Source organism: Shewanella psychrophila (genome assembly GCF_002005305.1).
Lineage (GTDB): Bacteria > Pseudomonadota > Gammaproteobacteria > Enterobacterales > Shewanellaceae > Shewanella > Shewanella psychrophila.
This window is the reverse complement of sequence record NZ_CP014782.1, coordinates 3,066,579-3,079,693: the sequence shown is the minus strand read 5'-3', so window position 1 is coordinate 3,079,693 and position 13,115 is coordinate 3,066,579. Positions and strand designations below refer to the sequence as shown.

14 protein-coding genes are annotated in these 13,115 nt (G+C 45.3%); 8 read left to right on the top strand and 6 right to left on the bottom strand.

Going from position 1 to position 13,115, the window contains the following annotated elements; translation table 11 throughout:
* Positions 1–4 precede the first annotated feature (4 nt).
* The 5 genes from sps_RS13250 to sps_RS13225 all read left to right on the top strand — a co-directional run bounded on the left by sps_RS13250 (position 5) and on the right by sps_RS13225 (position 4,049).
* Positions 5–766: a threonine/serine exporter family protein gene (locus sps_RS13250; protein ID WP_077752964.1), complete on the top strand. Its 762-nt coding sequence runs from the start codon at positions 5–7 to the stop codon at positions 764–766.
* A complete protein-coding gene (locus tag sps_RS13245; RefSeq protein WP_418346751.1) occupies positions 766–1,245 on the top strand; it encodes a threonine/serine exporter family protein in 480 nt (159 codons plus the stop codon). The genes sps_RS13250 and sps_RS13245 overlap by 1 nt, the downstream gene beginning before the upstream one ends.
* A gap of 31 nt (positions 1,246–1,276) precedes the next feature.
* Positions 1,277–1,759 carry a type 3 dihydrofolate reductase gene (gene folA / locus sps_RS13240; protein WP_077752963.1) on the top strand — a complete coding sequence of 161 codons (483 nt, stop codon included), beginning with the start codon at positions 1,277–1,279 and terminating at the stop codon, positions 1,757–1,759.
* A 100-nt stretch (positions 1,760–1,859) separates the two neighbouring features.
* Positions 1,860–2,249, top strand: coding sequence for a DUF3718 domain-containing protein (locus sps_RS13235; RefSeq protein WP_077752962.1), 390 nt, complete (start codon positions 1,860–1,862; stop codon positions 2,247–2,249).
* Positions 2,250–3,158: 909 nt separating this feature from the next.
* Positions 3,159–4,049, top strand: a complete 891-nt coding sequence (locus tag sps_RS13225) for an AraC family transcriptional regulator (protein WP_077752960.1) — start codon at positions 3,159–3,161, stop codon at positions 4,047–4,049.
* Between the two features lie 65 nt (positions 4,050–4,114).
* On the opposite strand, the gene sps_RS13220 is transcribed toward sps_RS13225, so the two are convergent.
* From sps_RS13220 to sps_RS13210, 3 genes are all read right to left on the bottom strand, one after another.
* Complete coding sequence (locus sps_RS13220) at positions 4,115–4,657, bottom strand: DUF924 family protein (RefSeq protein ID WP_218919660.1); 543 nt, start codon at positions 4,655–4,657, stop codon at positions 4,115–4,117.
* A gap of 93 nt (positions 4,658–4,750) precedes the next feature.
* On the bottom strand, positions 4,751–6,286 hold the full coding sequence (locus sps_RS13215; protein ID WP_077752958.1) for a PH domain-containing protein: 1,536 nt from the start codon (positions 6,284–6,286) through the stop codon (positions 4,751–4,753).
* A 1-nt stretch (position 6,287) separates the two neighbouring features.
* Positions 6,288–7,064, bottom strand: a complete 777-nt coding sequence (locus sps_RS13210) for a PH domain-containing protein (protein ID WP_077752957.1) — start codon at positions 7,062–7,064, stop codon at positions 6,288–6,290.
* A gap of 215 nt (positions 7,065–7,279) precedes the next feature.
* On the opposite strand from sps_RS13210, the gene sps_RS13205 reads away from it, so the two are divergent.
* Entirely contained in the window at positions 7,280–7,570 is a 291-nt protein-coding gene (locus sps_RS13205; protein ID WP_077752956.1) for a winged helix-turn-helix domain-containing protein, read from the top strand.
* 124 nt (positions 7,571–7,694) lie between these two features.
* On the opposite strand, the gene hmpA is transcribed toward sps_RS13205, so the two are convergent.
* From hmpA to sps_RS13190, 3 genes are all read right to left on the bottom strand, one after another.
* Complete coding sequence (hmpA, locus tag sps_RS13200) at positions 7,695–8,936, bottom strand: NO-inducible flavohemoprotein (protein WP_077752955.1); 1,242 nt, start codon at positions 8,934–8,936, stop codon at positions 7,695–7,697.
* Positions 8,937–9,131: 195 nt separating this feature from the next.
* Positions 9,132–10,445 (bottom strand): NnrS family protein, encoded by a 1,314-nt coding sequence (locus sps_RS13195; RefSeq protein WP_237158071.1) that lies wholly within the window; start codon positions 10,443–10,445, stop codon positions 9,132–9,134.
* Entirely contained in the window at positions 10,442–10,741 is a 300-nt protein-coding gene (locus sps_RS13190) for a hypothetical protein (protein WP_077752954.1), read from the bottom strand. The genes sps_RS13195 and sps_RS13190 overlap by 4 nt, the downstream gene beginning before the upstream one ends.
* Positions 10,742–11,023: 282 nt before the next feature.
* On the opposite strand from sps_RS13190, the gene norR reads away from it, so the two are divergent.
* Positions 11,024–12,649 carry a nitric oxide reductase transcriptional regulator NorR gene (gene norR, locus sps_RS13185; RefSeq protein ID WP_077755678.1) on the top strand — a complete coding sequence of 542 codons (1,626 nt, stop codon included), beginning with the start codon at positions 11,024–11,026 and terminating at the stop codon, positions 12,647–12,649.
* A gap of 73 nt (positions 12,650–12,722) precedes the next feature.
* Positions 12,723–13,040 (top strand): cupin domain-containing protein, encoded by a 318-nt coding sequence (locus tag sps_RS13180; RefSeq protein WP_077752953.1) that lies wholly within the window; start codon positions 12,723–12,725, stop codon positions 13,038–13,040.
* The last annotated feature ends 75 nt before the right edge of the window (positions 13,041–13,115 follow it).

The following is a 13,115-nucleotide window of genomic DNA, read 5'->3' as shown; positions in this document are numbered from 1 at the left end:
TGATGTGTACGCAGATACTCAAAATGATATAACCCGGCAAGTTGTCCGGGTTGCTCAACTCCTGCTAGCTTATGGTGCTGATTCTGAGCTGGTTGAAGAGATCAGTCAGCGCTTAGGTTATGCATTGGGTCTCGCCAGTGTCGAAATCTCTATCTCTTCAAATTCCCTAGTATTAACCAGCTTAGTTCATGGCCGCTGCATTACGACTACTCGGCGTACCCGCGATCATGGTATTAATATGACCGTCATCTGTGAACTACAGAGAATATGTTTGCTCACAGAGAAAGGCTTATATGGCCTTCAGGAAGTCAGGAGACGGGTTTCCCGAATCCAACCTAGAACCTATCCCAAACGTTACCTAGTGCCTATGATTGGCTTGTCATGTGCCAGCTTTTGTCATCTTTTTGGCGGGGATCTTCCCGCATCTATACTGACCTTTTGTGCGTCGTCGGTGGGAATGTTTGTTAGGCTTTCTATTGCCAAACGTCATTTTAATTTACTGATAAACTTTGCCGTTACGGCATTCGTGACAACGTTAATTGCTCAGCTTGGTTATCAAATTCCCTTTACCGCAACACCTAAGCTGCCCATGGCTGCGAGTGTGCTTATGCTAGTCCCCGGGTTTCCCATGATAAATGCTATTTCCGATATGGTTAAGGGTCACCTCAATGTCGGTATTTCAAGATGGGGACACGCGACATTGCTGACCGTCTCGTCGGTTATAGGTATTACGATGGCGATGCAACTCGGTGGGTTATTTCTCTGATGGAGCAAATCGTCGAACTGGTTTGGTCTTTACTTAATGATGCACTATTTTCGGCAATACCGGCTGTCGGTTTCGCCATGGTCTTTAATGTTCCCAAACGATTCCTTTCCTATTGTGCATTAGCTGGTGCTATTGGCCACAGTAGCAGAACCTTATTACTTCATGTCGGTTTGCCCATCGAATGGGCGACATTTGCGGCAGCAGCCTTTGTAGGGCTTATTACCATAGGCTTTGCTAAACGTCATTTAGCACCACCTCTTATGTATGCGGTTGCGGCGATTATTCCTATGATTCCTGGCACTTACGCGTTTAATACCGTTATTGCTCTAGTCCAACTGACGGCACAATCTGAGATAAGTCCAGAGCTCACCTCGCAAGTTATTAGTAATGGCTTAAAAACTGTGTTTATTCTGGGTGCTTTATCGGTAGGGCTAGCTATGCCTAGCTTGATATATTTCAGAAGTCGCCCCGTTATTTAATTTAAGTGGGTCAAGAGACCCGGAGATAACTATGAAAATCGCCATGATAGCTGCGATGGCTAATAATCGTGTCATTGGTAAAGATAATCAGATGCCCTGGCACCTGCCTGAAGACCTTAAACATTTCAAGGCGATGACCTTAGGTAAGCCCATCGTCATGGGCCGAAAGACCTATGAATCCATAGGTCGCGCACTTCCGGGAAGGCTCAATATTGTCATTAGCCGCCAAGACAATCTGTCTATAGCCGGAGTGACCTGTGTCACTTCATTTGAAAGTGCTATCGAAGCGGCCGACGGGTGTGAAGAACTGGTGGTGATTGGTGGTGGACAACTTTATGCCTCGCTTTTGAGTAAAGCCGACAAACTTTATCTCACAGAGATTAACTTAGATGTCGATGGCGATACTTACTTCCCCGAGTGGAATGATGGTTCCTGGGAACGGATTAGCCAAGAAACATCAAAAAATGACAAAGGTTTAGAATATAGCTTTATCAACTTGGTGAAAAAATGTTAAATTGTGGGGGTTGTTATGTTTCGGATTTAGGGTGGGGCATATAAAATGTGATTGTTTGATGCTCTACAGTATAAAAATAAATAATAAGAGGGAGTATCAGATGCGTCTGTTACCTACAAGCATTGCTGCAATTATCGCCGCATCGGCATTTTCAATGCCAGTACATGCCAATTCAGACCAACTTGCGGCGAATATCTGTAATTATGTTCAAACAGATGATAAGAATCGTTTGCGCAAAAAGTTAAAAGAAAATCGCGTAAAGCTGCGTAATATCTATTCTGGTGTTACATGTAATGGAAGTAGTTTACTGCGGACCGCAATGAATAGCGGTTCAGATAAAGTGGGTACTTTCATTGCTAAACGCCTTTCTGTATCAGATCTTACGGCTGCTGAAGCAGATGGTATGACAATTACAGATTGGGCCGACGGCAATGGCCACGGTGGCAGTGCCATCACTGCGGCGATAAAAGAAAGAGCTGCTGGCGGTTAATCAGTTTGATTATATAGTTTCTAAAGAATGCCGGATACTCATGTATCCGGCATTTTTTATTGGTATTAATCCAAAGCTGGATTCTGGCTGAGACTGGAACTTTACTTCCTCTGGTGTCGACTATCTTCCAAGGATCTTGTTTCTATGGTGATATCACTCAAAGTGGTCGATAACCTCCATATGCTGATGTTCAAACTCTAACGGAGTGACTTCTCTGCTAAATAGTACCTTGGCTATTACATTATTTTTTGGACTGACTGCGTATGTGACGGAGAAACAGATCCAGTACAAAGATAATCCCATCAATTTTGCGGCATATTTTTTTCGCAAGGCATCAATATTTCCATTTTGCATGAAATAAATCGACAATAAATTAACAATTAAGACGGGTAATGGTACGTTACTTAGACTATTGAATAAGCCTGAAGGACCAGTGATGAGCTTATTACCTTGCCCAAGTTGCAACCAAAAAATTGTTTTGGAGGTAAAAGAGTGCCCTTATTGCGAAAAGGGGGATCCATTTAACAAGGGAGACCGGACTTCATTAATGATGTTTTTTGTTTGGCTACTAGCCTTACTGCTTACGGTTAACTTGTTGGTTGTTTTATTTTTAGCCTCTGAGGTACACCACTTCTTTCAGTGGTGACAGTATTAATAACATCCGAATTATTCGATGGGATTGCCAATAAGCAGGATGAGTTTCTTATGGGGATTATTCAACAGGAACTCGTAAAGGTGCTATTAAGGTCAGCGCTTTACTGATCGTTATAGGTTATATCGATTGGTATTAGAGCAATATCTGTCAGGAAAGCCTTGTCTGACACCTTCATACTAGCTTCATATTCAGAAGGGCACGTAGTAGTTGATGATATGAACCTTGAACTGGCTATGGAAACTAGTTGAGAGCTTATGAAGTTGAAAACAAAAATAGAGAGTTATAACGAGGTGATGGATCGGGTCTGTGACCATATCCATGAAAATTTGGATGAAGATTTGTCTGTTGAACTCTTGAGTCAGTTTACTGGTTTTTCCAAGTATCATTTTCATCGTCAGTTTTCGGATTATTTTGGTGTTGGTATATTCAGGTATGTCCAACTATTACGTTTAAAGCGAGCTTCTTACAGGCTCTACTTTAACCCTGATGCCAAGATTATCGATATTGCACTAGATGCAAAATTTGATTATCCCGAGTCATTTTCTCGGGCATTCAAGAAAGCATTTGATCAATCTCCTTCTGAATTTCGTCGTCAGGCTCATTGGGTGAGCTGGAATGAAAAGTATCAATTCGGAGGTAGTAAAATGGATAAAAAACAGCAGGCTGAACAGTTAGAGGTTAAGGTCGATATAGTCAACTTTGCCGAGACTAAGATAGCGGTATTTGAACACCGAGGTGCTCCTGAGCTCGTTAATGAATCTGCGGGTAAGTTTATTAAGTGGCGCAAGCTGACTGGGCTATCGCCTGTGGCTAAGAGCCATACGTTCGGACTCATCTATGAAGATCCTAAATCAGTACCAGCAGAAAAATTTAGGTTTGATATCGGTGGCTCAGTATTGCATGAGGTGCCAGATAACGATTTGGGGGTTATTAATAAAATCATTCCTGCTGGCCGCTGCGCCGTCATTCAACATTTGGGTTCACATGACAACTTAGATACCAAGATTCATTATCTATATGGGCAGTGGTTACCGGAAAGCGGCGAGTCTTTAAGAGATTTTCACTGTTTCTTTCACTATCAAAACTTCTTCCCCGAAGTGGCTGAACATGAACTAATCACAGATATTTACCTTCCTTTAGAATGATATTAGAACCTAGGCTCTAAGCTCTAAGCACTAAGCACTAAGCACTAGAGCCTAGATTCTATTATCTAAAAGCTTGATCCTGGCTGTGACAAAAACGCCAACTCTTCCGGCGTCGATTCTCGTCCAAGGATTTCGTTTCTGTGAGGATAGCGGCCGAACTGGTCGATAATCGCCTTATGTCTACGCTCAAATTCCAAGTTGCCAGCTGCAGCTTCACGGCTAAACAGTACCATGGCGATTTCATGGATCTTCTTAGATTCACTGTGCATGTATGGCATAAACAGGAAAGGAACCTGCTTGGCCTTGAGCTCAGTATCTGCACCGTGGGCCACAGCTTCTTGAGCCAGTGCTAATGCGAGCGAGTCGGCTGAAAATGCATCGGGGGTATCACGGAAAATATTACGGCAAAACTGGTCCAGTACAATGACCTCGGCAAGTCGTCCTTGAGGCGTGGCACGCCAATGGTAGAGTTCGCCAGCTTTAGCTTGCTCGACGAGCAAACCGAATCTTTGTTTTATCAATGCATCAAACTCAATATCTTTTACCCACCAGAGTTTTGGTTCAATCTCATCAAACCAAAAGTTGATGATAGTTTCAGGTGTGGTCAGTTTTGTCTGTGACTCTCTCTGGGAAAGTGCTTGTTCACTTGTGTTCAAGAGTATTCTCCTTTTTCAGTTCCTAGTTTCTAGATCCTAGTGCATTTAAATCCAATTCTTAGGTGATCGGGCTGTGATGGCCAAGGCTCGTTCGGCTATCTCTCTTGCGTCAGAAAGTGGCATGTATGGGATCGTCTGAGTACCACTGGCAAGGCCAAGTTCGAGTGTTGCCAAGCCTTTACGGCGTTGTCCTTGGGTTTGGGTTATTGCCACATGTTGTACCTTTCTTAATGGGACTAAATGCCAGCTATGGCCGAGCATCCCTGTGTGTATCCAGAAATCTGAACCATCTAAATAGTAACCCCACTGACGATATCTTAAATAAAGCCCTAAGGTAAACCCAAGGCCAATAAACCACATGATTTCGGTGATGGGATTAAGCCCCATACCAATGGTATTTACAGCAGGCACAATCAGTGGGGCTAGAGCTCGTCGCCAATACCAGCCAAAATGGATAGGGTTAAATCGAGTCGGCAATATTGTGGTTTTAGCTTCAATGCCATTCATATCACTGAGCAGTTCTGAGGCCGTCTTGCGGGTCATGCTAGGTACTAACATATGTCGCTGTGACTTTTGCTCAACTTCTGTGCCCTGAACTTGTTTAAAGTAGACGGTCCATAGGCTTAATAGCCTACCTATGACAGGTTGAGAAAATCGGATAACCTGGATCCGTTGTAGGGCTAAGGCATCGTTTTGTTTAGCGATAACGCCGCCACTGCGGTGAAGGGTGTTGCTGTCTCGACTTAGATGGTAGGGGTAATATTTAAGTACCGATGCCGCCATTGAAATCAATGACAGCAGAAAGTAAAAGCCTATCAGTAATAAGCTGCCAAGGACGATTTGATAAAGCACACTGATACCGACAACTCGCTCATACCACTGCATTGCAGACTGCACCATTTGGGTATCTGCAAGCTGTGACCAGTCGAGCTGGCCTAGGATTGGACCAGCGATAATGGCAAACCAAAATAGGTTGTTCTGGTATAAGCCGAACAGCAGGAGTTGTTTAAGATCTTTGCGAACTAATGTTTTATTGGGATTTTTAGGCTTTGTCCTCTCATCTAAAATTGGATCTTCATCTAGAACTACATCATCCGGGTCGGATGCTAGTGGGGTTGGCAGCAATGGATTGACCAGACGTTTCTTTAGCTGAATAGCCTTGCGGTAACTGACTGCGGCGAGTACGGCTTCATCTTCTTTGGAGCCAGCGGTTTCCACGACTAAGCTATAGAGCCCCATGGGTCTGAAATAGAAGGGCTGTTCCAGACGCACATTTTGTATCTTGCTCAAGGGGATTTCGTGGGTCTTCTTAAAAATGAGCCCCTGACGCACCCCGAGTTTATCTTCAAATAAGCGATAACGAAACATGGCCCATTGAACGATAGCGTAGACGAATACTGCTAAGGTGACACCAACTGCTGCCACTATAACCCAGGGGGAGTTAAAGCCTTGTTTCCAACCGGTATAGACCACAGGCACCATAGCATAACCGTTGGTGATCACTAAACGAATCGTATTTAAGGTATAGCTGATTATCGACCAGGGCGAGAGGCCTGACCATAGTGAGAATCTCTTGTGCATATTAGCGCTCACTTTTTGTGGTGAGGCTGGCCGGTTTCGATAGCTGTCCTTCAGGGTGCGTATTAGGAGAAGTAACTCGAGAGGTTTCTGATGAAGTCTCCGGGGAGAAAGCTGTAGAGCTGTTTAAGCTCGTGTCTGAATTGATGTTTGGCTTACTTCCTTGACTGGCAATGCCAGCCTTAGCCAGTAGATGTTGCCTGAGCTTTTCGGCCGTTCTGCTTTCTAAACCTGGCAACTCTATTTCTGCGCTGCCGCTACCGGCACTGAAGCACTTAAGCGTATGTAGGCCAAACTTTCTCTCTAGGGGGCCTTGAGACAGACTAATATGTTGCAGTCGGGTATAAGGTAGCGAGATACGCTTAAACCAGATTATGCCTTTTTGCATCAAAAGTTCGTGGTCACACACGGCGAAGGCTATTGACTTAGCATGGGCGTAACGTAACCAGTTGATCGCACTAAAAATCAGGCCTAAAACTGACAGCATAGGCAGAGCAATAAGAATAGGAAGTTGCGCGACGAAGATAATAAACACTGAGAGCACGCTGAAAAGAACCAATGTCCCTATGATTGTCTCCCATAAGACCTGGGTGTAGTGACGCTGAGCCACCGGGGTCAAAGGGATTTGATCGAAGCCTAACCAGTCGGGTTCAGCTTGGCCGTGTCTGGGTAACTTATTCTCTTGGGCGCTTACTTTATCAGAAGCCAGTTCAGAGGCTTGAAGATTGGATAAGGCATCGCCTGATATATTATCTGAACCCTTGTTGGTCGAATTATCCATCTCTTCTCAATTTGTTCCTATTAAATAGAAAATCACTATATCAGGATCGCACCAACTTACTCTAGGCCAGACATATTTCACAACAATTTAATGAGAGGTATTTAAGTGGTTTGCATAAACCTAGCTGACACCATTCACATTGCTGGTATTAGTGAATAATGTGCTATTTTATCAATAGGTAATTGATTCGCCACTATCTGAAAATAGGTGTTTTTGTGGATATAGAAGTTTCTAAACAGAAAAAAGCATTTTTACGTAAGCTTTATCTTGCTCACGCCATCGATAGCGAGCAGCATAACTTGCTGTCTTTGAACAAATTGACAGGCATGCCAAGAAGAACCTTGCAAGATTCGATAGCCGCCCTGAGTGATGTCGGTATCGAGTGTCAGTTTGTGCAGGATGGAGAACGTAATAACTCGGGATATTACAAGATCAGTACCTGGGGACCGATAAGCTCGGCCTGGGTAGATACGCATCTGGATGCGATCAGCAAATTACTTTCTTGAACTTGTGATTAGTTGAATTGAATAGACTCCGCGATACAGGTTAGTATCACGGAGTCTATTAGCCTGTCGTTAAAGTAAAGTTTTCATCCTCATTTTTTACTGGGATGTTTCACACTTACTCTTTTTATAAATCCGAATGTGGACCGAAGACTTCGTAATGAATACGTGTATCTTCGACGCCTAACTCGATCAGTTGCTGTTTGACGAAACTCATAAAGGCGACCGGACCACATAGGTAGAAGTCACCTTTATCCAGAGGCAATTCGGCTTTCAAGGGGACAAGGTTCATAAAGCCCATATGGCTATTGACGCTGCCGCTATTACTCTGGCCTTGTGAATTCAAGGCTTCCTGTTCATTGCCATCGAGATCTCTGTACCAGGTATGGTGAGTTAGCTTTAGCTCGTTTGTCAGTGCCTGAACCCGTTCATTGAAAGAGTGTTGGGCCAAGTTCTCGCAGGCATGGAGGTAAAATACCGGCTTGTCGAGAGCCTTTGAAGCGAGCATCTCCAACATAGACTGCATAGGGGTGACACCCACACCTGCCGAGATAAGTACCACAGGTTCGTTTCGTTCAACATAATGAAAATCACCAGCCGGTGGGAAAACATCCAACACGTCGCCTATGTTCACTTGGTCATGGAGGTAGTTGGAAACGGTGCCCGGCTCATTGCCAGGTGTTCGCGAGTCTTCGCGTTTCACCGATATACGGTAAGTTTTGCCATTGGGCTTGTCTGACAGTGAGTATTGACGCATCTCTCTGTATTCATGATTGGCAGGTTCAACCTTGATACCCAAGTATTGTCCGGCCTGGTAATCGACCACTGACTCACCATCGATTGGGGCAAACACAAAACTGGTGACTAAGCTTGATTCCTGGCGTTTCTCTATCACCTTAAACTGTCTTGCGCCTAGCCAGCCACCAAGCTGATTGGCATTTTTTTGGTAGAGCTCATCTTCCCGGTTGATGAAAATCCCAGCCAGCAGGCCGTAAGCTGCAGCCCAAGCCTCTTCTACTTCGGTGGTAAACGCCTCTGGTGCCAGCTCTCGTAACGTGGCTAGCAGGTGGTGTCCCACAATCGGGTAGTGCTCAGGCTGTATATTTAAGCTGGTATGTTTATGTGCGATACGTTCGACAGCCCCAGAGAGAGCGGCGAGGTTTTCAATATTTTTAGCGTAGGCAGCGATGGCGCTAAAGAGTGCTGCTGGTTGGCCTCCGCTACGTTGATTACTCATATTAAAGATGTGTTTAAGCTCTGGATTATGCTTAAACATGCGCTGATAGAAGTATTCGGTAATGTCTGTGCCTGCAGATTCTAATAGAGGAATAGTGCTTTTTACCAGTTCGATATGTTTTGCAGATAACATCTAAATATCCTTCATTTTGTGGGCGACACTGTGCGTCATCCCTTAGGGTTATTGTCTTAGTTTTACTGTTTTAGCTTAACGGTATGCGGCTGATAGCATGAGTTAAGCTGCATAAATCTTAGGCTGTGCTAGTGAGCGTATTTATCACTAGACGTCACCAACTTGTGAGTGAAAATGGTTCGATAATATGGCTCCTTAGCGTCTGGCACTAAACAAGATAGGTGTGTAGTGCCACAGAAATAAGCTAAAGGCGATGACCCAAGATGCTGCGCCTATATCCCAGCCCCAACTCGCTTGCTGTAACAGTGGCAGCGTGAAGCGAGCTACTGCACCAAATAAAATCAGGGCGAAGGCGATATTCAGTGAGGAATGGGGTTTGAGTGCACGGCCCGTATGACCTAGTGATACTCTGGCTATCATGGCGAGTATCATGCCACCTATGGTACCGATCGTTATTAGGTGTAAGGCATCGGCGAAACGTATGGTGTCGGTCAAATAACTTGCGCCTAACAGCACCAAACCTAGGCCTAGGGCTAAGTAACTGGCATGGAGTGACCAGAGCAAGGGCACCTTAATTGTAGATAAGGGATCCCAGCAATATAGACGCAGCAGATGTAACACTCCTGCAGTAATTAGCAAGGCTGCGGGTGTGAATGGCAGAGCAATAAAATGGCCACTAAAGAACACAGATACACCGAGTAAAGTCACAACAGGCAGCAACTTGTCGAGTATCGGTGTGGCCTTTACCTGAGCTCCTTCGGCACCTCGTCCGGTGAAAAAGGGAATAACACGTCCACCAACGATACCAACCAGCAAACCAAACATGAGTATGGCACTGCGGGACAGGTGCAGGGCGAGTTCGGTATCTCCGAAGATATCAGCCAACAAAAAAGCTAAGTTCAGCAGCATCATGGCCGAAAGAAGTGGGATAAATTGATAATTACGCCTGCTTTTAGCGCGTAGCACCATATAGGCTAAAAATCCGATGGATATCAGCCACCATAGAGCCTGCAATGCGATAGCCAGCAGCTGAAGATTAACTGAATTGCTTAAGAGTAAGAAACGAACGGCTAACCAGATGCTGGTGAGCAGGAGTAGTCCCAGACCGTTGAGACTGCGAATTTTGGTCCAAGTCTGGGCTGCAGTTAACAGAAAGCCCACGGCTATGGTGGCACCGAAGCCAAAAAGCATCTCATGAATATGCCAGACAAGCGGGCTGATCCCATCACCACTAAGAGGCGATATCTTGCCATGGAGGAATAAGATCCAGATGCTTAAGCTGATCACTGATAAGGCGGTGGCCGAGATAAACCAAGGGCGAAAGGCCAGATCCCAAATTGGCAGTTGAGTCAGTTTAGACAGTGGTGCTTCTATCGCCATTCTGGTTTCAGATATCTCTTCGACCTCCCCGGTCGAAGAGAGTCTGAAATTGAATTTTTGTGTATTACTTTCCTGCTGTTTAGCATAACTGGCTTGAGGTTCGCAGATCTTATGCAAGGATTGGCTCATAGCTGAGTAGCTCCCAATCCATGAAGCCCGATACAACGCATCACGTAGCCAATCTTGATGGCTGTGGCGCACAAGATGAGTGTGATGTGGCTGGCGACTTGAGCCCACAATGAAAATTGCTCTGCATGGGTATAACCAACAAAGATAGAAAGCAACATGCCGACTAGCGCAACCGACATGGCAGCATTGCCACTGTGTAATACCAGTTTAAATCTCTTAGAGTTTGTAGTGAGTGAGTCTGTGCTGAGATCTGTGTCATGAGCGAATCTGAAATCATTAGCATGAGTAGCAAACATGGCGGAACTCCTTAAATCTGAGTCTGTGTTTGAGCCAGATAGTTAGTTCAAATAACTTATACCGAACTTATTATGTTTTTAATATTGCTAATCTCATGCCAAGTGTGAAAATCATTTGTTTACAGTGTGTTGGCTTATTCTATGGTATTTGGTGAGTCATATTGACTCTTTTTGTTTTGAGTCAAATTGACTCTTATGATGTGTTTTTTCTATCTGCATGCTATGGTCAGGTTATATTCCACAACCTGGCTCGTTCGAGCAGGCAAAAATGCGGCAACGTTTATGACTATGATAGATATCTCTTCGACGGCTCTAATAGAATTGGCCCTAGATTTGACTAACAGCTTGACCACCAAAGATCGTTTCGAGCGTTTACTCAGTACTGTGCGTCGTACCGTGAGTTGTGATGCCGTGGTCTTGTTGCACGTTCAAGGTGGTAGGTTGAAACCCTTGGCCCAACAGGGTCTGAGCAAAGACAGCCTGGGGCGACGTTTCGATATTCAGGCTCATCCTAGATTCGAGGTTATCTGTGGCTCCTCAACTCCGGTGCGCTTCGCCGCCGACTGCGTGCTTCCCGATCCCTATGACGGCATGTTGTTAGCTCATGAAGGTGACCTTCCGGTTCATGCTTGTATGGGTTTACCGCTGCTTGCCGATGACCAGCTTATCGGGGTGCTGACCTTAGATAGCATGACCCCACAAGTGTTTGATGAATTACCTAAGCGTACCTTAGATATCATCTCCGCCATGTCGGCAGCGACCCTAAAGACGGCAATTTTACTGCAAGAGTTGGAGAGTCATTCCCAACACAGTCAGGAGCTGGTTGCCGAGCTGACAAACGAGGCTCTGGTTAAGGATGGTGGCGAGTTGATTGGTGATAGCCCTGTGATGCTAAAGCTTAAACGAGAGATCGATATGGTGGCGGTCTCAGGTTTTTCGATTCTTATTGAAGGTGAAACTGGTGTGGGCAAGGAGCTGGTGGCCAGAACCTTACATAGGCAATCGGCGCGGGCAGAAGGGCCTCTGGTCTATGTTAACTGCGCCGCACTGCCGGAAAACCTGATCGAGAGTGAACTGTTCGGTCATGTTAAGGGAGCATTTACCGGGGCCGATAGAAATCGTACTGGTAAATTCAGTCTGGCCGATGGCGGCACTATTTTTCTCGATGAGATTGGTGAGCTTCCTTTAGGTGTACAGAGCAAGTTACTGCGGGCACTGCAGAGCCAAGAGATCCAGCCCGTGGGGAAAGATGCCACCGAACAGGTCAATGTTCGCATTTTAGCGGCGACGAACAGGAAGCTTAAGTTGGAGGTGAGTGAGGGACGGTTTAGAGCTGATTTGTATCACAGACTGAGTGTCTATCCCATCTCTGTGCCTCCTCTTAGGGCTCGGGAAGGGGATGTGACTATGTTGGCGGGGTATTTCATTGAACAGATCCGGCGCAAATTAGGCATCCGTCAGCTGGCAATTGATGCTTCGGCCATGGGCATTCTCAATCGCTATGATTGGCCTGGTAATGTTCGTGAGTTGGAGCATGTGATAGGTCGCGCTGCACTCAGAGCCAGAGGACGCGGTAATCAGGCTATTGTGAGAATAGATACCAGACATATCGAGCAATTAGTCGATTCGGTGGGACGTTCAGAAGATAAGTTGGAGTTTTCAGCCTCGAATGGGTTAAATGCCGATTTGTTGACGACGGGACTAATGGTGGAGAATGGAGCGAGTATTGGCCTTAAGCTGGAAACGGAAACGTTTCAACGTAAGCTTATTACCCGAGTATTGAGTCAGGAATCTGGAAATTGGTCGGCTGCGGCTAAACGCCTACAAACAGATAGAGCCAATCTGAGCAGGTTAGCAAAGAGGTTAGGGATCAGTGTGATAAAAGCTGTCACCCTTAGTGGTAGCTGATCTGCTGTGGTTGAAGCGCTGTTATTAAAAGAAATAATTAAAGAGCTATCATAAATACTTGAGGAGAGCGTCAATGGAAAAGAGTAATATTTTCGACAAGATACCATCGGATCTGACTGATGAGGCCTTCGAGCAGATCGGTGGTAATGCTAAGATTCTCATAGAAAGGATTGTCTCTAAGGCTCACGTGACTCCCGAGGGACAGTGGTACGATCAAGACCGTAGTGAATGGGTTATGGTGCTGCAGGGAGAGGCCAAATTGCAATTCGAGCAAGGTGAGCTGGTACACCTACAAGCGGGTGAACATTTGGATATTCCGGCTCATTGTAAACATAGGGTTGCCTGGACCAGCACTGAAACTGAAACCTTATGGCTTGCGGTGCATTATTGATTGTGACTTTGTTGGTGCTAGTGGTAAAGTTTTGGGACTAGATCACAGTCCTTAACACCGCGTATATTGCACGGA